Source organism: Dietzia aurantiaca (assembly GCF_021033825.1).
Lineage (GTDB): Bacteria > Actinomycetota > Actinomycetes > Mycobacteriales > Mycobacteriaceae > Dietzia > Dietzia aurantiaca.
Map to the genome: position 1 here is coordinate 448,887 of NZ_JAIFXZ010000001.1, position 24,859 is coordinate 473,745.

General features: G+C 69.0%; 22 protein-coding genes. 10 read left to right on the plus strand and 12 right to left on the minus strand.

Annotation, left to right across the window (positions count from 1 at the left end):
- The first annotated feature begins 231 nt into the window (after window positions 1-231).
- From K3888_RS02210 to K3888_RS02220, 3 genes are all read left to right on the plus strand, one after another.
- Entirely contained in the window at window positions 232-1,686 is a 1,455-nt protein-coding gene (locus K3888_RS02210) for a trimethylamine monooxygenase (protein WP_230928579.1), read from the plus strand.
- A 52-nt stretch (window positions 1,687-1,738) separates the two neighbouring features.
- The gene (locus K3888_RS02215) at window positions 1,739-3,469 is read left to right on the plus strand and encodes an alkaline phosphatase D family protein (protein WP_230928580.1); all 1,731 of its coding nucleotides are present in this window, start codon (window positions 1,739-1,741) and stop codon (window positions 3,467-3,469) included.
- Window positions 3,470-3,690: 221 nt separating this feature from the next.
- Entirely contained in the window at window positions 3,691-4,278 is a 588-nt protein-coding gene (locus K3888_RS02220) for an Rv0361 family membrane protein (protein WP_230928581.1), read from the plus strand.
- A 240-nt stretch (window positions 4,279-4,518) separates the two neighbouring features.
- Here the strand turns inward: K3888_RS02220 and fbaA are convergent, their stop codons facing one another.
- Window positions 4,519-5,562, minus strand: a complete 1,044-nt coding sequence (fbaA, locus tag K3888_RS02225) for a class II fructose-bisphosphate aldolase (protein WP_230928582.1) — start codon at window positions 5,560-5,562, stop codon at window positions 4,519-4,521.
- A 190-nt stretch (window positions 5,563-5,752) separates the two neighbouring features.
- Between fbaA and K3888_RS02230 the strand changes: the two genes are divergently transcribed.
- Window positions 5,753-6,403, plus strand: coding sequence for a DedA family protein (locus tag K3888_RS02230; protein ID WP_230928675.1), 651 nt, complete (start codon window positions 5,753-5,755; stop codon window positions 6,401-6,403).
- On the opposite strand, the gene K3888_RS02235 is transcribed toward K3888_RS02230, so the two are convergent.
- The 7 genes from K3888_RS02235 to K3888_RS02265 form a co-directional block, all read right to left on the minus strand.
- Entirely contained in the window at window positions 6,389-7,384 is a 996-nt protein-coding gene (locus tag K3888_RS02235; protein WP_230928583.1) for an MsnO8 family LLM class oxidoreductase, read from the minus strand. The genes K3888_RS02230 and K3888_RS02235 overlap by 15 nt on opposite strands.
- Window positions 7,385-7,402: 18 nt before the next feature.
- Window positions 7,403-8,092 carry a TrmH family RNA methyltransferase gene (locus K3888_RS02240; protein WP_230928584.1) on the minus strand — a complete coding sequence of 230 codons (690 nt, stop codon included), beginning with the start codon at window positions 8,090-8,092 and terminating at the stop codon, window positions 7,403-7,405.
- A complete protein-coding gene (locus K3888_RS02245) occupies window positions 8,089-8,844 on the minus strand; it encodes a lysoplasmalogenase family protein (protein WP_230928585.1) in 756 nt (251 codons plus the stop codon). The genes K3888_RS02240 and K3888_RS02245 overlap by 4 nt, the downstream gene beginning before the upstream one ends.
- Before the next feature lie 2 nt (window positions 8,845-8,846).
- The gene (pyrE, locus tag K3888_RS02250; protein ID WP_230928586.1) at window positions 8,847-9,404 is read right to left on the minus strand and encodes an orotate phosphoribosyltransferase; all 558 of its coding nucleotides are present in this window, start codon (window positions 9,402-9,404) and stop codon (window positions 8,847-8,849) included.
- Window positions 9,405-9,535: 131 nt separating this feature from the next.
- Window positions 9,536-10,441 (minus strand): hypothetical protein, encoded by a 906-nt coding sequence (locus tag K3888_RS02255; protein ID WP_230928587.1) that lies wholly within the window; start codon window positions 10,439-10,441, stop codon window positions 9,536-9,538.
- A gap of 30 nt (window positions 10,442-10,471) precedes the next feature.
- Window positions 10,472-11,212: a hypothetical protein gene (locus K3888_RS02260; protein WP_230928588.1), complete on the minus strand. Its 741-nt coding sequence runs from the start codon at window positions 11,210-11,212 to the stop codon at window positions 10,472-10,474.
- An 86-nt stretch (window positions 11,213-11,298) separates the two neighbouring features.
- Entirely contained in the window at window positions 11,299-12,018 is a 720-nt protein-coding gene (locus tag K3888_RS02265) for a hypothetical protein (protein WP_230928589.1), read from the minus strand.
- Between the two features lie 534 nt (window positions 12,019-12,552).
- Here K3888_RS02265 and K3888_RS02270 point away from each other — a divergent pair.
- Window positions 12,553-14,022, plus strand: coding sequence for a hypothetical protein (locus K3888_RS02270; protein ID WP_230928590.1), 1,470 nt, complete (start codon window positions 12,553-12,555; stop codon window positions 14,020-14,022).
- 66 nt (window positions 14,023-14,088) lie between these two features.
- On the opposite strand, the gene K3888_RS02275 is transcribed toward K3888_RS02270, so the two are convergent.
- Both K3888_RS02275 and K3888_RS02280 read right to left on the minus strand, forming a co-directional pair.
- Entirely contained in the window at window positions 14,089-16,218 is a 2,130-nt protein-coding gene (locus K3888_RS02275) for a type III secretion system chaperone family protein (RefSeq protein WP_230928591.1), read from the minus strand.
- 60 nt (window positions 16,219-16,278) lie between these two features.
- Complete coding sequence (locus K3888_RS02280) at window positions 16,279-17,163, minus strand: sulfurtransferase (RefSeq protein WP_230928592.1); 885 nt, start codon at window positions 17,161-17,163, stop codon at window positions 16,279-16,281.
- A 122-nt stretch (window positions 17,164-17,285) separates the two neighbouring features.
- On the opposite strand from K3888_RS02280, the gene K3888_RS02285 reads away from it, so the two are divergent.
- Both K3888_RS02285 and K3888_RS02290 read left to right on the plus strand, forming a co-directional pair.
- Entirely contained in the window at window positions 17,286-17,516 is a 231-nt protein-coding gene (locus tag K3888_RS02285; RefSeq protein ID WP_230928593.1) for a type II toxin-antitoxin system Phd/YefM family antitoxin, read from the plus strand.
- The gene (locus K3888_RS02290) at window positions 17,513-17,899 is read left to right on the plus strand and encodes a type II toxin-antitoxin system VapC family toxin (protein WP_230928594.1); all 387 of its coding nucleotides are present in this window, start codon (window positions 17,513-17,515) and stop codon (window positions 17,897-17,899) included. The genes K3888_RS02285 and K3888_RS02290 overlap by 4 nt, the downstream gene beginning before the upstream one ends.
- A gap of 182 nt (window positions 17,900-18,081) precedes the next feature.
- Here the strand turns inward: K3888_RS02290 and clpB are convergent, their stop codons facing one another.
- Window positions 18,082-20,634, minus strand: coding sequence for an ATP-dependent chaperone ClpB (clpB, locus tag K3888_RS02295; RefSeq protein WP_230928595.1), 2,553 nt, complete (start codon window positions 20,632-20,634; stop codon window positions 18,082-18,084).
- Between the two features lie 269 nt (window positions 20,635-20,903).
- Here clpB and K3888_RS02300 point away from each other — a divergent pair, with 269 nt between their 5' ends.
- Both K3888_RS02300 and K3888_RS02305 read left to right on the plus strand, forming a co-directional pair.
- Window positions 20,904-21,734 carry a hypothetical protein gene (locus K3888_RS02300; RefSeq protein WP_230928596.1) on the plus strand — a complete coding sequence of 277 codons (831 nt, stop codon included), beginning with the start codon at window positions 20,904-20,906 and terminating at the stop codon, window positions 21,732-21,734.
- A gap of 282 nt (window positions 21,735-22,016) precedes the next feature.
- Window positions 22,017-23,099, plus strand: coding sequence for a polysaccharide deacetylase family protein (locus K3888_RS02305; protein ID WP_230928597.1), 1,083 nt, complete (start codon window positions 22,017-22,019; stop codon window positions 23,097-23,099).
- 31 nt (window positions 23,100-23,130) lie between these two features.
- On the opposite strand, the gene K3888_RS02310 is transcribed toward K3888_RS02305, so the two are convergent.
- Complete coding sequence (locus tag K3888_RS02310; protein WP_230928598.1) at window positions 23,131-23,832, minus strand: hypothetical protein; 702 nt, start codon at window positions 23,830-23,832, stop codon at window positions 23,131-23,133.
- A gap of 211 nt (window positions 23,833-24,043) precedes the next feature.
- Between K3888_RS02310 and K3888_RS02315 the strand changes: the two genes are divergently transcribed.
- On the plus strand, window positions 24,044-24,835 hold the full coding sequence (locus tag K3888_RS02315; protein ID WP_230928599.1) for an acetate and sugar kinases/Hsc70/actin family protein: 792 nt from the start codon (window positions 24,044-24,046) through the stop codon (window positions 24,833-24,835).
- Window positions 24,836-24,859: the final 24 nt, after the last annotated feature.

Here is a 24,859-nt window from a genome sequence, read left to right on the forward strand (position 1 = left end):
GCGAACGTCTGTGAAGTGCAGTTTTGCTATGATGCAGGACATGCGGCGCTCCGAAAGGGCGCCGCGCGCTCGTTGCTGGCGCCCCTCTCGGGACGCCGCTCCTGAGCGGGATTGTGGTGCCGGTGTCGAGGCCTCGGAGCGCGGATCGTATGAGTCGATCGCGCCGGGTACTGCTTCCGCCGGGGCCAGTCGGAGAAACGGACAGGCCGCACGTGGGCCGGAAGGAAATCTGTGTCAAGACAGCGTATTGCGATTATCGGAGCCGGACCGAGCGGGATCGCCGCACTGCGAGCATTCGAGTCCGCCCAGCGTGCCGGGGCGAAGATCCCCGAGATCGTCACCTACGAGAAGCAGGATGACTGGGGCGGGCAGTGGAACTACGACTGGCGTTCCGGCACGGACCGCTACGGCGAGCCGGTGCACTCCTCGATGTACCGCAACCTGTGGTCCAACGGACCCAAGGAGGCCCTGGAGTTCGCCGAGTACACCTTCGACCAACACTTCGGCCGGCCCATCTCCTCATACCCGCCGCGCGAGGTGCTGTGGGACTACATCGACGGCCGCGTCCGCAGGTCCAAGGTCAAGAACAAGGTGCAGTTCTCGACCGCGGTCCGTTGGGTGGACTACGACCGCGATCAGGACACCTTCACCGTGACCGTGGAGAACCTTCGCTCGGGCAAGACCACCAGCTCCGAGTTCGACCGGGTGATCGTGGCCAGCGGCCACTTCAGCTTCCCGAACGTCCCCGACTTCGAGGGGATCGAGACCTTCCCCGGCTCGGTGCGGCACGCCCACGACTTCCGTGGCGCGGAGGCCCTCGACGGCAAGCGCGTCCTGCTGATCGGCGCCTCGTACTCGGCCGAGGACATCGGCGTGCAGGCACACAAGATGGGCGCCGCCTCGGTGACGATGTCCTACCGCACCAGCCCCATGGGCTACGACTGGCCGGACGGCATCGAGGAGCTCCCGCTCCTCGACCGGTTCGAGGGTCAGACCGTCCACTTCTCGAACGGCGAGACCCGCGAGTTCGACGCCGTGATCCTGTGCACCGGGTACCTACACAAGTACCCGTTCCTGCCGGCCGAGCTGGCGCTGCAGTCACCGAACAACATCTACCCCGCCGGCCTCTACCGCGGCGTGGTCTGGCAGAAGAACCCGAAGCTGTACTACCTGGGCGCCCAGGACCAGTGGTTCACGTTCAACATGTTCGACGCGCAGGCCTGGTACGTCCGTGACCTCATCCTCGGCCGGGCCGCACTGCCCGCCGCCGAGCAGCGTGCCGCCCACATGCGAACGTGGCGTAACCGCTTCCCGGAACTGGACGGCGATGCCGACGACGTGCGCTTCCAGGGCGATTACATCCGGGACCTCATCGAGGCCACGGACTATCCGATGTTCGACATCGACGAGGTCGTGCGGATCTTCCTCGACTGGAAGGAGGACAAGGTGAAGAACATCCTCACCTACCGTGACAAGAACCACCGCTCGGTCATGACCGGCACCATGGCCACCACGCACCACACCCCGTGGCTGGAGGAGCTCGACGACTCCCTCGAGCGCTACCTGTCCACGCCGACGGAATCGGCCGCGCCCACCGGCTCTGACCAGGCTCCCGAGACCGTGGTGATCAGCGAGGAGATCTCCGTCAACGGCGTCGACGGCCACGCCCGCGTGAACGTTCGGTGACGACTGGGCGGAGTTCGCCCCGGAATACCTGAGCGAGCGGCAAACTGGACGCATGACTGTGCCGTCCTCCCCCGCGTCGTCGTCCACCCCGTCCGGCCGGGCCGCCGCCGGGCTCAACCGGCGGAGCGTTCTCCGGGCCGGGGCGCTGGCCGGCGTCGCTGTCGGCACCGGGGCGTTCGCCGGTCAGGCCGCCACCGCCGGCGCGGCCGTTCCGGTCGGCGCCGGGGCCCCCGCGGGTGGCGCGGTGGCGGCCTTCCAGCACGGCGTCGCATCGGGCGACCCCATGGCGGACCGCGTCATCCTGTGGACGCGCGTGACGCCGTCCGCCGAGGCCGCCCCCGGGTCGGGGATGGGTGACGCCGTCGTCGTCGAATGGGAGGTCTCCCCCGACCCCTCCTTCGTCTCCATCACCGCCTCGGGCACCGTCACCACCGACGCCGGGCGCGACCACACGGTCAAGTTCGATGCCACCGGCCTGGCCCCCGACAGCTGGTACCACTACCGCTTCCGCGCCCTCGGCCAGACCTCGCCCGTCGGCCGCACCCGCACCGCCCCCGCCGACGGCGCCATGCCCGCCTCCGGCCGCTGGCGCACCGGAGTGGTCTCCTGCTCCAACTGGGAGGCCGGATACTTCGCCGGGTACCGCCACCTCGTGCAGCGTGGCGACCTCGACGTGGTGATCGAGCTCGGCGACTACATCTACGAGTACGAGCGCGGCGGATACACGGCCAAGTTCGGCGCCGTCCGCCCCCACGATCCGCCGCACGAGATCATCACCCTCGCCGACTACCGCATCCGCATGGCGCAGTACCACACCGACCCGGACCTGCAGTCTCTGCACGCGCACGTGCCGTGGATCTGTACCTGGGACGACCACGAGCTCGCCAACGACGCCTGGGAGCACGGCGCCGAGAACCACCAGCCGCACGAGGGCTCGTGGGCCGACCGCAAGGCCGCCGGCTCGCAGGCCTACTTCGAGTGGATGCCGATCCGGCCCGACTCACTGCGCGACGGCGGCTTCCTCTACCGCCGCCTGCGCTGGGGCGCGCTCGCCGAGCTGAACATGCTCGACCTGCGCTCGTACCGCACCGAGTCGCCCGGCCGGTTCGACGGCCGCGCGGTCGACCAGACCGGCACCATGACAGGCGCCGAGCAGTTCGACTGGCTGGCCCGCGGCCTGGGCTCGTCGACCGCCCGCTGGAACGTGATCGGCAACTCGGTGATGGTCGCGCCCGTGCTCATCCCGCCGCTCGACAACCGCACCATGGGCGCCATGACCGAGCTACTGAGCATGCCGCGCGAGGGCATCACCTACAACTCCGACCAGTGGGACGGGTACGCCGGTGAGCGCCGCCGCCTTTTCGAGGTGATCCGCGCGACCGGTAACCGCAACTTCGTGTTCCTCACCGGCGACATCCACAGCTCGTGGGTCAACGAGGTGCCCACCGACGCCGCGGACTATCCGGGCGCCGGCACCGACGCGGTGGAATTCGTGACCCCGTCGATTACCAGCAACAACGTCGACGACATCCTGGGGCTGCCCGAGGGCAACGGCCTGTCCGCGGCCGCGCAGGGTGCGCTGATGGGCGCGAACCACCACATCCGCTGGGTGGACCTGGACCGACACGGCTACACGGTGGTCGAGTTCACGCAGGACTACGCGCACGCCGACTACTGGGCGCTGCACGATCACACGCGCGCCGACAGCGGGGCCTACCCCATGCACAGCTGGCGGACCGCGCACGGCACCAACCAGGTGGCGCCCGCTGGCCCGCTGCCCTGAGGTCAGGCGGATCCGTGGCCGGCTTCATCGCCGGCCACGATCCGCCCCTGGTATTCACGGATCCTGCCCGATCTGCGTCAGTACGCCGGATCGAGCGACCCCGCATCGGTCGCTCGTCCGCATCGGAGACGGACGCTGCCGCCGGACTCACAGGTGGTTCCGCTACCGTGGCGGGTCGATGCGTTCCGGCCGGGGCGCGCGAGCCGTACCGGGAGTAGTGGATGACGACGACGAGCCAGCAACCACCCGCCGGGGACCCGTCCCGAGGTCCCGGTGCAGGCGGCCCCGGAGCGGACGATCGCGGAGAAGCGGCGCGGCCCACCCGTCGGGGCTCGCTGGTCTGGGCAGGCGTGCTCCTCGCGGTGGTCGTCCTGGTCGCCGTTCTGGGCTGGCTGTTCACGATGGGCCCCCTGTCCTCAGCAGGCAGGGTCGAGCGCGAGGTCGCGCAGACGCTCGACGACATGAGCGCGGCCGAGTCGTTCGCCGAGTTCAACAGCCACATGTGTGCGGAGAACCGCGTCCCGCAGGAACTGGTGGATCAGATCACCGCCTCGGGCGAACAGACCGGCACGGACCTGGACTCGATGCTGCGGGAGTCCATCGCGGGATCGTTCCCGGCCGACCTGAAGGTCACCGGCGTCGAGGTCGACGGCAACGGGACCGAGGCCAGCGCGACTGTGGAGTCCGGCGGCGAGGACGGCGAGACGACGAACGAGCAGATCCAGATGCGTAACGAGGACGGGGCGTGGAAGCTCTGCGAGCCCGGCGTCGGCATGGGCGCCGTCCCGCAGGAGGGCCAGCCCGGCTGATCGCTCCCTGACTCACCCGTGCGACCGCTCGCCGCCCATGAGATCTCGCGTAGACGCCGCGCCGCCTATCCGATGTCGCGCCACCTGCCAGATCTGACAGGCAGCGCGACATCAGATAGGCGGCGTGCGACCACATGGCCGATATTGCGGCCACCCGGCCCCGGCGCACGGCCAGCCGGCAAGCGAAGAGCCCCGAAACCTCGATGAGGTCGCGGGGCTCCCGCCGTCAGGGAGGTCAGGTCAGGCCTTGGCGCCCTTGGACTTGCCGGCCGACTTGAGGTCGTTGCACGCCTCGACGACGCGCTCGGACATGGCCTGCTCAGCCTTCTTGAGGTACGAGCGGGGGTCGTAGACCTTCTTGTTGCCCACCTCGCCGTCGACCTTCAGCACGCCGTCGTAGTTGCCGAACATGTGCGCGGCGATGGGCCGGGTGAACGCGTACTGGGTGTCGGTGTCCACGTTCATCTTGATGACGCCGTAGCTCAGCGCCTCCTCGATCTCGCTCTTGGCCGAGCCCGAGCCGCCGTGGAAGACGAAGTCGAACGGCAGGTCGCCGGCGTTGAGGCCGAGCTTCTCGACGGCCACGTCCTGGCCCATCTTGAGGACCTCGGGCTTGAGCTTGACGTTGCCCGGCTTGTACACGCCGTGGACGTTGCCGAACGTCGCGGCCAGCAGGTAGCGCTGACCGGTGTTGCCGGCGCCGAGCGCGTCGAGGGTCGCCTGGAAGTCCTCGCGCGTGGTGTAGAGCTTCTCGTTGATCTCGTTCTCGACACCGTCCTCCTCGCCGCCGACGACGCCGATCTCGATCTCGAGGATCTGCTTGGCGTTGGCCGTCTTCTCGAGGAGCTCCTTGGCGATCTCGAGGTTCCGGTCGAGCGGGGTGGCCGAGCCGTCCCACATGTGCGACTGGAACAGCGGGTTCTCGCCGCGGTCGACACGCTCCTGGGAGATCTCGATGAGGGGGCGGACGAAGGTGTCCAGCTTGTCCTCGGGGCAGTGGTCCGTGTGCAGCGCGACCAGGATGTCGTACTTCTCCGCGATGACGTGCGCGAACTCAGCGAGCGCGACAGCACCGGTCACCATGTCCTTGACGTTCAGGCCGGAGCCGAACTCGGAACCACCGGTGGAGAACTGGATGATGCCATCCGAGCCGGCATCGGCGAAGCCCTTGATGGCCGCGTTGATGGTCTCCGAGGAGGTGCAGTTGATCGCCGGGTAGGCGAACCCCTCCGTGCGGGCCCGGTCGAGCATGTCCTTGTACTGCTCCGGGGTGGCGATAGGCATTGACGATCCTCCAGATGTCGGTGCTGTGATTGGCCCCATCCTACGAGGTATCGGGAGGTAGCGGGCCCAGGGCCGGTAGTGCCCCCGCGCCTTCAGCGGATTCCCAGGTGCACTGGCATAACCTCGTAGCGTGAATACGCACATCCTGGCCGAACAGGCACAGCACGTGGTGGCCCTGGGCCCCGGCTTCATGGACCCGGAATTCTGGCTTTCCGGAGACGGCCCGTTCGGCAATGCGATCCTGCCGGCCCTGCTCGCCGTGGTGTTCATCGAGTCCGGCCTGCTGTTCCCGTTCCTGCCCGGCGACTCGCTGCTCTTCACCGCGGGCCTGCTCACCCAGCAGGACAGTCCCTTCGCACCGCTGTGGGTCGTTCTGGTGACAGCACCGATCGCCGCGTTCCTCGGCGACCAGGTCGGCTATTTCATCGGCAACCGGTGGGGGCACCACCTCCAGAACCGGCCGGACGGGCGGATCTTCAAGCAGGCGTACATCACCGAAGCCCACGAGTTCTTCGAGAAGTGGGGCCCGGCGACGATCATCCTGTGCCGCTTCGTGCCGATCGTCCGCACATACGCACCGCTGGTCGCGGGTATGGCCGGGATGCGCTACCGGGTGTTCGTCACCTTCAACGTCGTGGGCGCGGTGCTCTGGGCGGCGGGCGTCACCGCACTGGGCGCGTGGCTGGGGCAGTTCACATTCATCAAGGACCACATCGACCTGATCCTCATCGGGATCGTGCTGGTGTCCGTGCTGCCGATGGTCATCACGGCCGGCCCCAAGCTGATCGACCGGATCCGCAACGGGCCCGCTGCCCCGGCCTCTGACCTACCCGGCGAGTAGGCCCGCCAGAGCCGCGTCCGATCGGGCGAGTGCCTCACGGTCGTACATCGACGTTGAGGCCATGACCTCGTCGGCGCTCGTACGCTCAACCAGCGCGGCCAGTTGGGCGGCGACCCGTTCGGCGTCGCCGTAGAGGGTTCCGGCGATCCACTCGTCCATCCGGCGCAGCTGCTGCGGCCGGAACGTCCGGCCCATCACCTCGGCCGGCGAGCGCAACGGCCCGAACGCCCCGGTCTCCCGGGACTCGGCCATCGCCCAGGCCTCCGAGGCCAGCAGCTCGCGCGCGGCGGTGGTCGACTCGGCGACCGCCACCTCGAGGCTCACCACCACGTAGGGCCTCGATGTGGCACCGCCTTGCCGGAAATTCTCGCGGTAGCGCTCCAGCGGGGTCGGGTCGGCGAGTAGCCGGGGCCCGCCCACCACGACGGGCAGCCCCGCCCGTGCCGCGATCTCCAGGCCACGGCCCGTCGCGAGCACGAAGACCGGCGGCGGATTCTCGATGACGGGCAGCGCGGTGACGGGGCCGCGCCCGTACAGGAAGTCCAGAACCGAGCTGATGTCGTGGGTGAAGGCGTCGTCGTCGTACTCCTCGACACCGAGCGCCGCGCGCACCGGCGCGGTGAATCCCAGGGACCGCCCGACGCCCAGGTCGATCCGGCCCGGGTGCAGGGCCTCGAGCATGGCGAACTGCTCGGCGACGATCATCGGGCGGTGGTGGGGCAGCATCACGCCGCCGGTGCCCAGGCGGATGCGTCCGGTGCGCGCCGCGGCGGCCGCGATCAGGAGCTGCGGGCTGCCGCTGGCGATGCCGGGGACCGAGTGGTGCTCGGCCATCCAGAAGCGGTGAAAGCCCAGTTCGTCAGCATGCTCGGCCCGGCGGAGCGTCGCCTCGAGGGCGGCGGCGTGCGGCTCGGCGTGGCGGGTGCGGGACCGGTCCAGCAGCGAGAGGCGGAGCGTGTCCGGCAGGTCGGGGGTGGCCACGGCCCCACCGTAGCGCCGTCAGTTCCGGGGCGCTCCGGCGTGTTCACGGATCCAGGCGTGCATCGCGATGCCGGCGGCGACGCCAGCGTTGATCGAGCGGGTCGAGCCGAACTGGGCGATGGAGACGGTCTGGGCGGCCCGCTGGCGCGCGTCGTCGCTGACCCCGGGCCCCTCCTGGCCGAAGAGCAGGACGCACCCGCGTGGCAGCCGCGCGGTCTCGAGCGGCTCGGCGCCGGGGAGATTGTCGACGGCGACGACTGGCAATCCCTCCGACTCCGCCCACGTCATGAGTTCGGCGACGTCGGCGTGATGCCGAAGATGCTGGTAGCGGTCGGTGACCATGGCTCCTCGGCGGTTCCACCTGCGGCGTCCGATGATGTGCACCTCGGCGGCCAGGAAGGCGTTGGCGGTGCGGACGACCGTGCCGATGTTGGCGTCATGGCCGAAGTTCTCGATGGCCACGTGGAACTGGTGCCGGTGGGTGTCGAGGTCGGCGACGATCGCCTCGCGGCGCCAGTATCGGTACCGGTCGACGACGTTGCGGCGGTCGCCGGCATTCAGCAGGTCGGGATCCCACTGATCACCGGTCGGGCGGGGCCGTCCCGGGTGCTGGATCTCCCACGGGCCGACGCCGACCTGCCCGTCGCCCCACTCGGTCGGCCCGGCAACGTCCTGCCCCGCCGGGCCGGCAGCGTCGGCCGAGTTCACCGCCCGCTTCCGGCGAATCTGGCCGCCGCGGCGGTTCCGGAGAGCATGAGCAGCGCGGCTGTCGCATAGGTGTCGATCACGCCGACGTCCAGCGCGCGGGCCGACAGCGAACCGCCCTCGGCCTTGCGGCGGGCCAGGATCAGGCCGTCGCTCAGCAGGAAAGCCGGCCCGGCCACGGCAAGCACCGATGCCGCCGGCCCGTGCGAACGGTCGACCGAGGTGGCCAGCGCCGACAGGGTGGCCAGGAGCCCGCCGTATGCGGCGAGCGGAGCGTTCTCCTTGCCCTCGGCCAGCAGCACCGCGCCCGCTCCGCCCGCGACGACCCCGTGCACGGCAGCCTGCAATGGCTTGAACCGCAGCCCCGAGCGCAGCATCAGCGAGCCGATCGCCAGGTGCCCGACGCCGAACGCCGCGGCGCCCGCGATCAGACGGCCCTTCGACCGGCTGGCGTGCCCGCCGCCGAGCATGAGGATCACGTCGCCCGTGGTGTAGCCCGCGGCGGTGGCCGACAGCAGCGCCGCGTCAGCGGCGGAAAGCCGCCCCTCGCGCATCGCGATCGCCAGCGCCGCCGGGATGATAAGCGGCTTGCACAGCTTCTCCAACGCACCGAACTGCGTGGCCTTGGCGATCTCCGTGCCGCCGGTGGCCGCGAGGAATGCGGGCCCCTCCGGACGCGAGGTGTCGATCAGGGAATCGACACGTCTCTTCAGCGCCTGCCCCAGGGTGGCGGCGAACGCACTCGTCGTCGTCATCGTCACTCCAATCCCAGGTCGGCCAGGCCCAGCAGGGCCCGGTACTCCACGCCCTCGGCGCGGATCACGTCGTCGGCTCCGGTCGCGCGGTCCACCACGGTGGCCACCCCCACGACCTCGGCGCCCGCCTCACGCAGGGCCTGCACAGCGGTCAGTGGCGAGTTGCCCGTGGTGGTGGTGTCCTCCACGACCAGCACCCGCTTGCCCACGAGGTCCGGTCCCTCCACGCGGCGCTGCATGCCGTGCTTCTTGGCCTCCTTGCGCACCACGCACGCGTCGATCGACCGACCCGGCGCGTGCATGATCGCCGTGGCGACCGGGTCCGCGCCCAGAGTCAACCCGCCCACCGCATCGAACTCCCAGTCCGCGGTCAACTCACGCAGGAGCCGCCCGATCAGCGGCGACGCCTCGTGGTGGAGGGTCGCGCGACGAAGATCGACGTAGTAGTCCGCCTCGCGGCCGGACGAGAGCGTGACGCGACCATGGACAACGGCGAGCTCGGCCACCAGCTCGGCGAGCCTGCGGCGCGCGTCGGGATCGACATCGGGGACGACGGTCATCGGGCTCCTTGAGGTTGGTGCAGCTGACGCTGATGACTCTAGACGGCCCCTCAGACAGACACCGACGGGTCGGCCGCTTCATACGGCCGACCCGTCAGAAGGCCAGCTGGCACCCGTCCTCTGAGTGGCCGTTAGCCCTCGCCGCCGCCACCGGTGTCGGTTTCCTCCCCTCCATCGCCGTTATCGACCCCGTCTTCTCCGCCGTTGTCGGTACCGTTGCCATCACCGTTGTTGCCACCCGCGCCGCTGCTGCCAAGCGATCCCAGCGAACCCGAGCCGAGAGACCCGGTGTTACCGTCCCCCTCATCCACCTCAGCCGGCGGCCATCCCTCCTCGAATGCAGACCAGGCGTACAACTGAGCGTTGCCCTGCGCGGCCGCAGAGTTGGTGCCATTCGCGCACATGGTGAAGTACCCGACCTTGGCATCACTGCGAGGATTAGTCGATGGCGGGCCGAGAGTAACGGTTCTGGTGATATCGGCTCCGTTGTTCAATCTGAACGCGGGAGTTGTCCCGTACAGTCCGCCCACCTTTGCCGCAGTATTGCCCTCCGCGATCTGGGAGCGGAGCGCCACGGCCTCGCCCGCATTTGCTCCCACGCTGCCCTGCGGGAGGAACTGCGACAGTGGCCACAGGTCGACGACCATCGTTCCGGTAGAGCCCAGGACCGACATCGTGATCCGTACGTCCTCAGCCTTGACGTTCTGGAATCGCTGGTAGTACTCAGCCGAGCCTTCTACAACAGTCGCGGTCGAGATCGAACCACCTGGCCGATTCTCCGCATCCTGGTTCGCAGCTTCGCAATAGACATCGAAACCGAGGTTGTTGGCCATCGTGACCTGCGCTGTCCCGGCCTCTCGGTCGACCGAGACGACCTCGACGTCCATACCGGGGTTGTTGACGATCACGGTGCGGCCGTCGCCATTGTCTCCGGGGACGACGGTGACATGTGCAGATGCCGTGCCGGCAACTCCCACTGCGAGAAGGGTGGCCGCCGAGGCTACTGTCAGGCCTTTGAGACCTCTTTGGGTGAACATAAGACTCCTTGGTGGTACGGGCGTGGGCGGTTACGAGCCGAGCGAGCCTGCGCTGAGGCTGCCGGAGCTCCCGGGTTCAGGAACTGGGTTCGGGTCCTCGATGTCTTCAAGGCCCGTGTAGAGGAACCAGTCGTTGGTCTGGACGTTCCGGCACATGAAAATCGCTGCCGCACGCCATTCGCCGCGATCGCCCGTCGCGGAGGGGCCGAGAACTGCGGAGTAGTTCACCGTTTGCTCTGCAGGAACCGAGAACTGCAAGCCGCCTCCGACTCGCGGGTCACCAGTACGCCCGGCAACCTTAGCTGCGTTATGGGCCGTCCGCGTGTCGGTCTCGGACGACCCAATGGCGCTTCCCGAGGGGAAGACGTCGTAGAGCGACCCGAGGGAAACCAAGTCTCCATTGGCGTTGGTGTCTGAAGGACCGGTGAACACCCGAGTGCGGTAGTACTCGATCACCTCGGACGCGACGGCAGCAGTGGTGACCTGGCCGTAGCCGAGTTCCGTAAGCAGGCCATCCCCCAGATTGAACTGCGGGACCTCGCATCGGAAGTCGGTTTCTGTCGAATTCTCGATGGTCCCGGACACCTGGCTCGGGTCGTCGCCCTTCAGATCCACGTTGACGACGAGGGACGTGTCGTCAACCTTGACGACGTAGCCAGCAAATCCGCCGCCGGGCACCTGCGCCATCGCAGGGGTCGCGCCCGCGACGAGGGCAAGAGCGGCTGACGCGGCGAGGGCCCCGCGCGCCGCGCAACGAGTGGAATGGGTCATTTCTCTACTCCTGTCATTCCGACGCCTATGCGGAATCGGGGTGCGTGTGCGTGCTCTGTGCAGGTGATCTCCTGCGCCGTGTGGGTTCAACTTCCGAGACCTGCACTTCCGAGGCTGCCCGTCGAGCCATCAGTGCCGTACGCAGGTTTGATGCCGCCCTCATACGCATGGAAGGCGTAGCGCTGGCCGCCCAGTGCACAGGTCAGGAAGACACCAGTCTGGAAATCTGCGCGTTGCCCTTCCACAGGGTGGTCGAGGCGGACGACGCGTTCGATCGCCTGCTCGGCCGGGATGGCCAGCGGAGACGCCATGACCCCGTAGTGGCCAGCGAGGCGTGCAGCTTCCAGTGCCTCGCCACTCTCGGTTAGTGCTCCCCACTCGGGGTTCATGAACTCGCCTGCGCTACCGAGCTGGGCCTGGACGGAACCGAGCGGGATGGTCTGGTTGCCGATCTGGGGGATCTGCAGGATCAGATCGGCGATCGTCGACTGCGGATACTGCGTATAGAAGTCGACCGACCGAGCGACCACCTCCGCTGTCGTCACCGTCGCCGCGGGTCCGCCATCGAGTCCCGTGCAGCTGATGTTGCTGGAGGTGTTGTTTTGCACGGCGACACGCACCGTGCCGTTCTCCTCGTTCAATGCGTCAACAACAATCTCAACCCGCTGGTCATCCACAGGGAAAACCGTCGTACGCGGATTGTTGCCAGGGATCTGCGCGTTACTCATCGGCGCAGCAGCCACGACGAAGGCTGCAGCGAGTCCGAGCGCCGCGAACTTGGCAGAAAGGTGCCGAGTGGGTGCCATGAATAGTTCTCCTTAAGCGTTGGCGAAGAATCAGTGAGACCGAGCACCACGCTCGACCGGTGCGGGCGTCGATCCGGAGACCAACCCAGTGTGACATGTAGCACAACTCTCCCTCCCCGAATCTGATCTCGATACGGTTACGCGTCGTCACCCCCTGCACGCCAGCACCGGTGGCCACACCAATAACAGGTCTGTTATAGACAGTTCATCAACCGCCTTCTAACTGGGAAGACGCTCTTGCGACTAACTCAGCTTGGCCCAGGAGCCACCCGTTGATGGATTCAGTCGGTGCGTCCAGAAACCTGGTACCAAACAGTGCTGTATGTCACACTCGGTTCGATGTTTGTCGATCACGTGGCCGTCGAGGCGGCCACGAACGGCGCTTTCGGTACGCCCAATCTCGCCCCCAGAAGAGGTAAAGGAAACGACATGTTATTGAAACGTGCTTTGGCGATGATGGCGGGAGCCGCCTTGCCATTGGCCACCACACTCGCTCTCGCTCCGACGGCAACCGCGCAGGCAGACCCGCCGACAGTGACCCATGACGTAGATGTCACGTACAGCTGCAACGCGAACAATGCCAGCAACATCGGCGGGACGAGCCCGTGGACAAACACCGTCACGGTCACCTACCCGGAATCCGTCGCCCCCGGGCAGAACTTCGATGTGACCATCCGAGCCGGTGAAATGAAGCCGACCCAAGCTCGGACCGGCCGTGTCACCTATGACATCCAGACCCCATCCAATGTGACCAATTTGACCTCGGAGATCACGGCGCCGGCGACAGGCTTCAACAGTGGCACCGCCGCACTGGTCACGGTCAACCCGACCACCAAGTTGAACGCTAGTGGGACCGACGTGACGCGCATCTGGGGAGGAACGTCAGCCCGGTTTGGTACGAGTGCGGGCACCAGCACCAACTCGGGCCTCGCCAAGACCTCCAATGCCGCGTTCCATCTGCCGGAGGTCACATTCTCGATGCGGGCGCCACTAACCCCGGGCACCGAGGTCGAATTCGGGCTCCCCGGGGCCGGCGCCGAGCCTCTGACGTACATCGCCGCGAACACCCAGTTCCAGTACACCCGGGGCACTAGCAACACCGGTACCTACGTGGAGTGCATCCCCAGCGCGAACGCCGCGTCTCTCACCAAGACAGTCGTCGCCGACGAGCCAGCTGTCATCCTCGATTCGACTACCCGGATCATCGGCGGCGATCAGACTGCGGACTCTTCGATTCCGGTGCAGTTGCAGGCCCAGGTCGCGGCGCCCTACGCCACTGCGGCTGAGCTCTCGGAGGGCACGGTCACCTTCCGCGATCAGGCCACCAACCTCGTGGTGGGCGCCCCCGTCCATCCCGACGCCTCGGGAATCGCCACAGTTGAGCACCAGTTTCCCCGGATCCCTGACGGTGGAGATGATCAGGTCAGAACCATCATCGCCGAATACTCAGGAGTCCCGGGCAACATCAGCGCGAGCCAGAACGTCATCGCGCTGACTCTGACCGAGAAGCCGACGGTCTTCTGGACCACAAACTTCACCGTCACCGCCAGGGTGGGAACACTGGGAGAGGAATCGCTACCCGTCAACGTCACCGCGGCCTTCGCGCGGCCGACGACGAACTTCCCCGAGGGGACGATGGTCCAGCTCTACCGTGACGCCCTCCCCGTGGGTGAGCCTGTGGCCATGCCACAGACCGGCACCTCGATCGTATTCCCGACCGACGAGATCCCGCGCGGGGAGCGGGCCGGCACCCACCGCTACACCGTCGAGCTGGAGACCATCTGGTACGACTACAACGAGTGGAAGGGCTCCACTGAGAATCCCGCGCTCGTCATCGTGGCGGGAACCGGCGGGGAGATCATCACTCCCGAGCCTGGCCCGGGATCACTGGACATGGGGTCGATCACCGACCCGATCACCGGCAGCCTTTCCGGGTCTATCGGGTACGACATCGCCCCGTTGTCATCGCCCACAGTGATGGGCCTGCTGAGTTCGGCCAGCTGACCGACCCACCTAAAGCCCGAGGGCCCGCCCGCGCATCCAGCGCGGGCGGGCCCTCGGGCTTGTCTGTCAGTCCTTGATGTCGGGCGGGAGCTGCAGACGTGCGGTCTTCTCGACGTCCGGCTCGATGCCGGGCCGCTCCCTGCCCCGAGCGGGCTCGTCCGAATCCGCGGGGCTGCTCTCGTCGGAATCGGTGTCCGCGTCGGAGCCAGCTGACACTTCCTCGTCCCCCTCGCCCGCGGCCTCCGCCCGACGACGCCGCCGCCCCGACGTCTTCATCTCGGACGGATCGATCCCCATCCGAGCCGCGAGCTCCGCCACCGACAGCCGCTGCGTGACCTCGGACGGATCCACATCATCCGCGCCGTGGCGTCCACCCGACTCCTGGCCGGCATCACCGTGGCGCCCGGTCGAGGGCTCGTCGAGGTCCGAACGCCCGTCGATCCGCGCGGCGTCGAAGCGCTCGACCTCGTCGCGGATCTCGTCCTCGTCGTCCTCGGAACCGAGTGGCTTGATGCCCGCCCCGCCGGTGGCTGCGCCCGCGGCCAGCGGGGGAACCGTAGCGTCCTCCGGGTAGGCCTGCCCGATGCCGCGCGTCGGACGTGACAGCGGGGGCCTCGGCTCGAGATGGTCGGCCGCGACGTCGCCGCGTGCCTCCACCGGCGCCGACGGGTTCATGATCTCGTCGAACGGGTCCGATTCCTCGACCGCGAGCTCAACGTCCGCGGCAGCGTCAGTCTCATCCACCGGCTCGGCTGTCCCGGCCGCCCCGGCGTCCTCGGCCGCATCACCGCGGTCGGCCACCACGGGCACGTCCGACAGGTCGCGCGCGGCGGGACGGTCGGGCACCAGCCGCAGGTGGCCGGCCCGCCGGGGCCCGGCCGCCGCGGCGACGGGCATCGTCGAGGTCGGCGCATCGCTCGGAGTGGTGCCCGCCGGGACCGGGCTGGTGGTGGAATCCGCCGGATCGTCGACGACGACGTGGTCCTCCGGGTCCGGCAGCGGGGCGATCCCGTGGGTTCCGGTTCCCACCTCCCCGTCCATGCCCACCGTCGGGTCGGCATCCGGTCCCTCGGCGGAGGCCGGGGCGCCGGGGTCCAGCTCCGCCGGCAGCGCGCGGGCCCTGCCGCCGATCGGCGGGAACGGTGCCAGAACGTCGGCGGCCGCGTGCAGGGCCATCACCACGTCGTCCCAGCCAGCGGGGTCGTCGACTCCGTCGATCGTCGCCGCCACCCACTCGCCTTCGGCCCAGACCCGGCGCACGCTCGGCGGCACATCCCGCATGGATTCGATCAGGCGGTCCCGGTCGATGAGGTCCAGGCGCCCGTAGTCGGTCGTGCGGGCCTCGAACCCGCCGGCGTCACCGGCATCGTGGAATCCCGGCTCGGAGTCGACATCCGGGCGGCTGAGGTCGAGGACGACATCGGAGGCGGTGTCGCGGCGCAGTGCCAGGACGGTACGGCCACCGGTCACACCCATGATCGCCCGACGGCCGCGGAACACCCCGTGGGAGACGGTGCCCAGCGCGCTGAGCCCGCCCGCGAAGTCACCGTGCCGGAACTCGGGAGCCGGGGTGGGGGTGGGAGCGAACTCACGGTCCTCCAGCCAGCGCACGACCGGCGAACCGGCGAGCGGATCCACGGGCTCGGGCTCAAACGGCTCGGGGCCCCGCCTGGTCGCCCTGCGCGTCGGCAGCAGTGCCCGGACGCGGTCGAGAAGTCGCGGCGACGACTCCACCGTCGGCTCGGTCGGGTCCAGCGGAGCGGGAACGGCGACGGACGCAGCAGCGAGGGCCTCATCGTCAGCGGCAGCGTCGGCGTCGGCGGAAGAGGCGGCGAGAGCCTCGTCGGCGGCGTCTGCGACAGGATCGGCCGCGGCTCCCGCAACACGGCCCGCATCGGCTACACGCTGGAACGGAGCGAGCCTCGGCTCGCCCGGCTCCCCTGCCAGCCCGTCGGCCGCGTCACCTTCCCCGGTGAACGGTGCCGAGTGCTCGGCGTTGTCGTCGTCGTCCCGGTCGTTCTCCACGGCGTCGCCGCCGACGCCCCCTGCCCCTTCGCCGGACGACCTCGATCGATCCTGCTCCACCGCCGGCCGCTGAGCGTCGGCACGGCCACGACGCTGCTTCGCGTCCAGACGCAGGATGATGAGCGCCGCCACGAGCAGCACGAGGGCCAGAAGGAACCAGAACAGGACCATGCACCAAAGGGTAGTCAGCCGCGGCGACCCGCCCCCACACCCACCGCGGCGCTGCGGGGCTTAGCGCGGGTTTTCGCCCAGCGCGATCGGGCGCGAACGATCCGCCGACCACTGCGACCACGAACCCGGGTACAACCCGCCCACGTCTAGGCCCGCGACCTCCATCGCCGCCAGCGCGTGGCAGGCGCGGATGCCCGACCCGCAATAGACCACCGCATCCTTGCCCTCCGTCACGCCCGCGTCCGCGAACATCCGGCGGATCTCCTCCGCCGGCAGGAACCGCCCGCGCTCGTCGAGGAATCCGTCCGTGGGCATGTTGATCGCGCCCGGGATGTGGCCCGCGCGCGAGTCCATCGGCTCCGTGCGGCCCGCGTAGCGGTCGCGATGGCGCACGTCGATTAGCACGCCCCGGTCAGGCCATTCGGCAGCCGTGTCGGCGTTGACCGTCCGCATGTGATCGAACTTGAAGGTGAAATCGCCGTACTCGATCGGGTTGCCGGGGCCCACCGCGAGGTCCTCGCCCTCCGCGATCCAGGCCTTCAGACCCCCGTCGAGCAGGGAGACGTTCTCCTTGCCCGCCCAGCGCAGCAGCCACCAGGCGCGGGCGGCGGACATGTTGCCGCTGTCGTCGTAGATCACCACGCGACTGTCGTCGTTGATCCCGATACGGCGCATCGCCTCCTGGAACTCGTCGCGAGGCGGCAGTGGGTGGCGACCCTCGCGCGTGGTGCGCGGACCCGCGAGGGCGGACGACAGGTCCAGGTACTGGGCGCCCGGGATATGGCCGGAGAAATAGTGCTCGCGTCCGTGCGGATCGCCCAGCTGCCACCGCACGTCGATGATCACCGGAGTCGGCAGCGTAGCGACGTCCTCGATGAGCTCGCGGGCCGTGACGAGGAGGGGACTGACCTGGTTGGTGGTGGCGGAGGCGGGATCTGTGGTCACGGGGCCAAGGATAGTCGCGACGACGACGAGGGGTGCCGTTCGGCAGCCGCGGCCACACACCGGGCCCCTATTACCGATGACTTAGTCCAACTTAGTCCGACTTAGTCCGGAACGCTGGCCACATGACGAGCGTGAACATCCACGAAGCGAAGACCCACCTGTCCAAGTTGCTGGATCGCGTCGAGGCCGGCGAGACCATCACCATCGCGCGCGCGGGTAAGCCCGTCGCGGACCTCGTTCCGCATCACAGAACGGACATCGTCTGGGGTGCACTCAAAGGACGGATCGCCTACGAGGACGCCGATCTCATGGGCCCGGACGAGCAGATCATCGCCTCGTTCGACGGGGCGTGAACGCGGTGTTGCTCGACAGCCATCTGGTGCTCTGGCTCATGGATGACAGCCCACAGCTCGGACCGTCAGCGCGCGAGGCCATCACCTCCGCCGCAACGGTCTCGTGTTCGGCAGCCACCTTCTGGGAACTGAGCATCAAGAGCCTCAACGGCAAACTGCAGTTGCCGGCCGATTTCACGCGGGAGGTGCTCCGAGCCGGGTTGGTCGAGTTGCCCGTGTCGTCGGATCACGTCGCCGCCCTCGACCCGGCAGCCCTGCCGCACCGGGACCCGTTCCATCACATGCTCGTGGCGCAGGCCCGGACCGAGGGACTGGCGTTACTCACGGCGGATACCGCGATCCTCTCCGCGGGGCTCCCGTTCACAGTCGACGCACGGAAGTAGCGCGACTCTGAACGACCGGCCGGCCCCCACAGGCGCGGGCCCCGGCGCCCCGACGGGTCGTGAGGTGCCGGAATCGACCGGACACGCGAGGGGCCCGACCACCATCCCCGGGTGGTCGGGCCCCTCGATTCCCACGTGCGATCAGCTCGCGGCCGCTGCGCCTCAGGCGAGGCCGCCGCGCGTCAGGCGAGGCTGAGCGAATCCCCGTCCTCGGCGAGTGAGACGGTGACGGTGTCGCCGTCGCGGATCTCGCCGCCCAGCAGCGCCCGGGCGAGCTTGTCTCCGATGGCCTGCTGGACCAGCCTGCGCAAGGGACGGGCGCCGTAGGCGGGGTCGTAGCCGCGCCGGGCGAGCCAGCCCTTGGCCGCGTCGCCGACCTCGAGGGTCAGCCGCCGCGCCTTGAGGCGTGCCGCGAGCTCGTCGATCTGGATGTCGACGATCGACTCGAGCTGCTCCTCGCTGAGCGGGTCGAAGATCACCACGTCATCGAGCCGGTTGACGAACTCCGGCTTGAAGGCACGCTTGACCGCGTCCATCATCTGCTCCCGCGTACCGCCCGCGCCCAGGTTGGAGGTGAGCACGAGGATCGTGTTGCGGAAGTCGACCGTGCGGCCCTGCCCGTCGGTGAGGCGGCCGTCATCGAGCACCTGCAGCAGGATGTCGAAGACGTCCGGGTGCGCCTTCTCAACCTCGTCGAGCAGGACGATCGTGTACGGCCTGCGCCGCACCGCCTCGGTGAGCTGCCCACCGGCCTCGTAGCCGACGTAGCCCGGAGGAGCACCGACCAGCCGCGAGACCGAGTGCTTCTCGGAGTACTCGCTCATGTCGATCCGGACCATGGCCCGCTCGTCGTCGAACAGGAACTGCGCGAGAGCCTTGGCGAGCTCCGTCTTACCCACGCCCGTCGGGCCCAGGAAGAGGAACGAGCCGGTCGGCCGGTTGGGATCGGCGACCCCGGCGCGAGCCCGTCGGACGGCGTCGGAGACGGCCTGGACGGCCTCGCCCTGGCCCACGACCCGCTTGCCGAGCTCGTCCTCCATGCGCAGGAGCTTCTCCGTCTCGCCCTCGAGCATCTTGCCCACGGGGATGCCGGTCCACGTGGAGACGACCTCCGCCACGTCCTCGGGGCCGACCTCCTCCTTGAGCATCGCGCCCGACGCGGCTTCGGACTCCTCCGCGTCGGCGAGCTGCTTCTCCAGCTCCGGCAGCCGCCCGTAGCGGATCTCGGCCACCCGGGCGAAGTCGCCGTCGCGCTCGGCCTTCTCGGACTCGGTACGCAGCGCGTCGAGCTCCTCCTTGACCTTCTGCACGCCCTCGATGGCGTTCTTCTCGTTCTGCCACCGCGCGGTGAGCTCGGCGAGCTTCTCCTTGGAGTCGGCCAACTCGCCCTGCAGCGCGACGAGCCGGTCCTTGGAGGCCGCGTCGGTCTCCTTCTGCAGCGCCATCTCCTCGATCTCGAGTCGACGCACGATCCGCTCGACGGCATCGATCTCCTCCGGGCGGGAGTCGATCTCCATCTTCAGACGGCTGGCCGCCTCGTCGACGAGGTCGATCGCCTTGTCCGGCAGGAACCGGGACGTGATGTACCGGTCCGAGAGCGTCGCCGCGGACACCAGCGCGGAGTCGGTGATGCGCACGCCGTGGTGCACCTCGTACCGCTCCTTGAGCCCGCGCAGGATGCCGACGGTGTCCTCCACACTCGGCTCCCCGACGAAGACCTGCTGGAAGCGGCGCTCGAGGGCCGCGTCCTTCTCGATGTACTTGCGGTACTCGTCGAGCGTGGTGGCGCCGACCAGCCGCAGCTCACCGCGGGCCAGCATCGGCTTGATCATGTTTCCCGCGTCCATCGAGCCCTCGCCGGTCGCGCCGGCGCCGACGATGGTGTGGATCTCGTCGATGAAGGTGATGATCTGGCCCTCGGAAGCCGTGATCTCGTCGAGGACGGCCTTGAGCCGCTCCTCGAACTCGCCGCGGTACTTGGCGCCGGCGACCATCGATCCCAGGTCGAGCGAGAGCAGCGTCTTGCCCTTGAGCGACTCGGGGACGTCCCCGGCCACGATGCGCCGGGCCAGCCCCTCCACGATCGCCGTCTTGCCGACGCCGGGCTCACCGATGAGCACGGGGTTGTTCTTGGTCCGCCGCGAGAGCACCTGCACGACACGGCGGATCTCCGAGTCACGCCCGATGACCGGGTCGATCTTGCCCTCACGCGCACGGGCGGTGAGATCGGTCGAGTACTTCTCGAGTGCCTGGTACTGATCCTCGGGGTTCTCGGTGGTCACGCGGGTGTTGCCCCGGACCGAGGTGAACGCGGCCTTGAGCGCGTCCGCGGTGGCACCGAGCTCGCTGAGGATCCTGGCCGCGTCGCCGCCCGTGTGCCCGGCGGCGATGCCGACGAGGACGTGCTCGGTGGAGACGTAGGCATCCCCCATCTCTGCCGCGAGCTCCTGCGAGGTACTGATGACGGCGAGCGCGTCGCGGTTGAAGTTGGGTGCGGCCATCCCCGAGCCGGAGGCCTTGGGGTAGCCGGCCACGAGCTCCTTGGCCTGGGTCAGGGCCAACTGCGGATCGATGCCGCAGGCCTGGAGCAGGGGACCGGCGATGCCGTCCTGCTGTTCGAGGAGCGCCACGAGCAGGTGGCCCGGACGAACGTCCGGGTTCCCCGCCGCGGAGGCGGATTGGACTGCGGCCGACAGAGCCGCCTGGGTCTTGGTCGTGGGGTTGAACTGGCTCACCGACCGGTCCTTTCTTCGACGTGTGGTTGAGCGTACTGGAATCAATCCCGGCGCGTTGCCGCTCCGGACAGTCTGTACAACCCGCGTCACCTTGAGTCTATTCCGCTCAAGGTGCGCTGATGATGTGTGAACTCCGCCACGAGTGGGTAAGTTTTCACATCAGGCGCCGCCCCTCCCCTCCCCGGCGCCCGCCCCTCCGCGTCCGCACCCCTCGACAGGCCCCACATGCACCGCACCCGCCCCCGCCGCGCCGCGACTCCGGTCTGCCGATGACCTACTGGCGCCCGCATCCGGCGATCACCGCCGTCGTCTACCTCCTCGCGATCACCGTTCCGATCGCCATCGTCCTGGCGGTGATCGGCTCGTCCCCGACGCTGCTGGAGAAGGTCCCCGAGGAGCACCGCGGGACCGTCGCCGCGTTCGGCGACGGCGCCGCCCGCCTGTCCGGTTCGGACGGGGGGATCTTCGGGTTCGACGACGCAGGCGCCTCGAACTCCACCGTCCAGGGCCTGCCCCTGCCCCGCCACGGCGACTGGTCTCTCCGGCGCCCCGGGGGCTACCCGCCCCCGGCCGGTCTGACCTCCGGAATCGACTACTCCGTCCAGATCTCCGAGGACGGCCACATCACCCACTGGCCGTGCGAGCACGAGATCCCCGTCCGCTCGTTCGATGCGACTCCAGGCAGCGAAGGAGACCTGATCTGGGCGATCGAGACGCTGGCCTTCGCCAGCGGTCTGCCCCTGCGGTACGCGGGCCCGGGAACGGACGACGAGCGGGACGCCGAGGGCGCCATCTCGGTCTTCCACGGGGACCATCCGATGTTCAGCGACCCCGAGGTCGCGGGCGTCGGAGGGGTTGCGGCCTGGCCGCACGGATTGGTGCTGCAGGGCGCGGTCACGCTGCGGCCCGGGCAGGTCACCCCGTACCCCGGCGACCCGTGGAGCCGCAGCCTGACGCTGCACGAGTTGATGCACGCGGTCGGCGTCGACCACGCCGTGCCCTACGGTCCCGAGGTCATGGCGGAACGCCCCGGGCCTTATCCCCCTACGATTCTCGGGGCCGGCGACCAGTTCGCCCTCCACATGGTCGGCTGCCGCTGACCGCCACCGCCACCGACCCCCGAAATAAGGAATCGCTCGCCGTGGCGGCAGGAATGTCAGAGCTGTCGACTATGGTCGTCGCGACGGCGATACACAAGAGACCGGCGCCGCGAGCACTACGGATGGGATGAGATGTCTGAGGCGGGCTTCAACCGGGCTGAGCAGCAGAATTCTCCTCATTCGCCCTCCCGTCGGCGTCCGACGAGTCGTCCCCTATGGAGCCGTCCACTGGGCCCCACTGCCGTCGTCGCGGTTGTCGTCGTCGGCCTCCTCGCGGCCCTGATGGGCCGGCGCCGCACCGCCACAACAAGCCTTCTCTCATGCTTACACCGGACCGCCGGTGCCCATCCCGGGATCGAGGTCGAGGTCGAAGAGACCGACGACGACGAGCTGCCCGTCTCCGGCAGCACGGACACCCGCGGCCCGGCCGGATCGGGGGTCCCCTCCGCGCCCGGGTCCCACGAGGCGTCCGGCGCCCGCGTCGGCACCTACGCGCGGTCGCGTACCCGGCGCCGTCGTCCCGCCACGCGCGTCGCCCTGGCCGCGAGTCTGCTGACGCTGTGCACGGTCGGCTCGGTGATGGTGTCCGGCATCGCGCCCAGCACGTTCACCATCGCGTCGGCGGCCAGCTCCGACATCCCACTGCCGCCGGAGATCGCCGCGATCGTGGAGGAGCCCCGGCCGGACTGCAACGTCCTCAAGTGCGCGGTCCTCACGTTCGACGACGGCCCGGACCGCCACACGACCCCCGCGCTGCTGGACATCCTCGAGTCCCGCGGGGTCCCGGCCAACTTCTTCGTGCTGGGCACGCTCATCGCGGGTAACGAGGACATCATCCTCCGCATGCAGCGGCTGGGGATGGGCGTGGAGAACCACACCTGGGATCATCCCAACCTGACCATGCTCTCCCCCGCCGGCGTGACCGACCAACTGTCCCGGACCAACCAGGAGCTGTCCCGCGTGCTCGGGTACACACCCCGCTACATGCGGCCCCCGTACGGTGCGTGGACGCCCGGCTACACGCCGACCTTCGGGATGCGTCCGGTGCTGTGGGAAGTCGATCCGCAGGACTGGCTGTACCGGAATTCGGCGACCGTCGTGCAGCACGTGGGAGGTCAGGTCGCCCCCGGTGACGTGATCCTGCTGCACGACATCCACCGGTCCTCGGTCGATGCCGTCCCGGGGATCATCGATTCGCTGCACGGCCGCGGGTACACCTTCGTCACACTTGACGACCTCTTTGAGGCGCGGCCCAACTGTCCCGTCGAGTTCTACTGCGCACCTCCGGCGCCCGGCCCGGGAATGGCGGCCCCGCTGCCCGCGCCGCTGGCCGTCACCCCGTCACCGGTCCTGCCCGCCAACTAATAGCAGAGGTGGCGGTAGCGGGCAGGGCGCCTTACCTGGTCAGCCGCCCCTCCACGATGTACTCGCCTGCGGGCGGCTGGTACTCGGCACTGATCCCCGTATCGGATCCCCGGGTGATGAGCCAGGTGCCGGTGGGGTCACATGCGCCGGAGTAGATCTCCTCGCGGTAGACGCGCGCCCCGCCCTGGTCTCCCGTCGGGATAAGAGCGCCCCGACATCCCGAATTCGGGTAGCTCACGCCGGACCCGGCGGACGAGAAGCTCATTCGCACGTCGACCGCGTAGTCAGACTGCCCTGGCCCGCGCTGCACCAATTGGCCACCGTAGTTGCCGGCCGCCGGTGCGATCATGTTCTCCCCTGGCTGCGGCGGTGTGGCCGGCTGGCCCGGCGGCGTCGGCTCCCCGGGCATGTCGGACTCTCCTGGCGTGGTCGGCTCACCCGGTGCGGGGGTCGTGACCGGGTCGCCGGCAGTGGCGGCGCCGTCCTGCTCTGTCCCATCACGCTCCTCATCGGTCGGCGCGGTGGTCTCGGCGGCCGTCGACTGTTCCGCTGCGACCGGAGTGCCGTCCTCGGAGTCACGATCGACCACCAGGAACGCCACGAGCGCGATCAGGGCGCCCGCCAATACCCCGACGAGCAGGAGCATCGGCCCCTTCGACGGCCCACCTCCGCGACGTTCGTCACGGCCACCGGCCACAGCGGCCGGAATCGGTTCACCGCGCCTGTCACCCATGCACGCCTCCTCGACGAGTACTCGGGCACGGCGCCCCGGATCCCGAGTCCCGCGCCCCTCGAACCCCGATCATCGCACTCCTCGCGGCCCTTCGCCCTGTATCCGCATTCGCGTCCGGGCGCGCCCGGAACTATGGACGCCCCCGATCCATCTACGCCCACGCCCGCGCCGAATTGAGAGGACAATGGTGCGCAGCAACGGAGGTGTGCAGATGAGAGACGGCGTCGTCGTGGACATGGGCGGCAGCGGAACCCGGATCGGCGCGGTCGTGGACGGCCACGTCGTACGGGTGCACAGTGCACATGTGGCCACCGCGGAGGATCTCGCGGCGGCCGTCCTCGCCGTGGACCCCGTCCCCGCCGGCGTGGGCGTCTCCCTCAGTGGCAGTGTCGACGCAGACCGGGGCCGGGTCCTGGCCTCGCGCGCAGCGGCCTGGGCCGAGGGCGACCTACGCGCAGAACTCGTCTCCCGCATCGAGGCCCCGGTCTCAGTGATCGGTGACGGCGATGCCCACGCCCTGGCCATGACCCGCCTGCCGAAAGTCCGCTACGGCGGCATCGCGATCTCCCTCGGCGCAGCCCTGGCGTTCGGCGCCCTCAATAGCCACGGCGCGCTCATCCACCCCTGCGGCGTCACCGGTTGGGACATGGGGCACTGGCGGATCGTGGACGACCACACCAACACCGAGGCGTGGTGGGCACTCGGCGGCCACGGCCTCTACGACCTCGAGCGCGAGCACGGCGACGGCGCGGCGGAGCTCTACGCGTACCGACTCGCCTCGTTCCTCGTGGACACCGTGCAGATGTTCCGGCCGCAGACGGTGCTGCTCACCGGCGGGATCGTGGTGGGCCTGGGCGAGGCGTTGCACGGACCCGTCGCCGAGCAGCTCAACACCCTGCCGATCTCCGTGCCGACGCCCCGGGTCGTCTACTCGCCCTCCCGCGACACCGCCCTGTTCGGGGCGGCGGTGGCGGCCGGGCTCGCATTGCCGGAGATGCGCTAGGACCGCCGCGAGCGGTCGTAGCCG

Bases quoted from the DNA above. Each gene is read 5' to 3' on its own strand.
- pyrE (WP_230928586.1), bottom strand. From the start codon at position 9,404: ATGACCGTCGTCCCCGATGTCGATCCCGACGCGCGCCGCAGGCTCGCC.
- K3888_RS02230 (WP_230928675.1), top strand. From the start codon at position 5,753: ATGGACCCGGAATTCTGGCTTTCCGGAGACGGCCCGTTCGGCAATGCG.
- K3888_RS02310 (WP_230928598.1), bottom strand. From the start codon at position 23,832: ATGGGTGACAGGCGCGGTGAACCGATTCCGGCCGCTGTGGCCGGTGGC.
- K3888_RS02285 (WP_230928593.1), top strand. From the start codon at position 17,286: ATGACGAGCGTGAACATCCACGAAGCGAAGACCCACCTGTCCAAGTTG.
- K3888_RS02260 (WP_230928588.1), bottom strand. From the start codon at position 11,212: ATGACCCATTCCACTCGTTGCGCGGCGCGCGGGGCCCTCGCCGCGTCA.
- K3888_RS02215 (WP_230928580.1), top strand. From the start codon at position 1,739: ATGACTGTGCCGTCCTCCCCCGCGTCGTCGTCCACCCCGTCCGGCCGG.
- K3888_RS02245 (WP_230928585.1), bottom strand. From the start codon at position 8,844: ATGACGACGACGAGTGCGTTCGCCGCCACCCTGGGGCAGGCGCTGAAG.
- K3888_RS02275 (WP_230928591.1), bottom strand. From the start codon at position 16,218: ATGGTCCTGTTCTGGTTCCTTCTGGCCCTCGTGCTGCTCGTGGCGGCG.
- K3888_RS02255 (WP_230928587.1), bottom strand. From the start codon at position 10,441: ATGTTCACCCAAAGAGGTCTCAAAGGCCTGACAGTAGCCTCGGCGGCC.
- K3888_RS02300 (WP_230928596.1), top strand. From the start codon at position 20,904: ATGACCTACTGGCGCCCGCATCCGGCGATCACCGCCGTCGTCTACCTC.
- fbaA (WP_230928582.1), bottom strand. From the start codon at position 5,562: ATGCCTATCGCCACCCCGGAGCAGTACAAGGACATGCTCGACCGGGCC.
- K3888_RS02220 (WP_230928581.1), top strand. From the start codon at position 3,691: ATGACGACGACGAGCCAGCAACCACCCGCCGGGGACCCGTCCCGAGGT.
- K3888_RS02305 (WP_230928597.1), top strand. From the start codon at position 22,017: ATGGGCCGGCGCCGCACCGCCACAACAAGCCTTCTCTCATGCTTACAC.
- K3888_RS02265 (WP_230928589.1), bottom strand. From the start codon at position 12,018: ATGGCACCCACTCGGCACCTTTCTGCCAAGTTCGCGGCGCTCGGACTC.
- K3888_RS02315 (WP_230928599.1), top strand. From the start codon at position 24,044: ATGAGAGACGGCGTCGTCGTGGACATGGGCGGCAGCGGAACCCGGATC.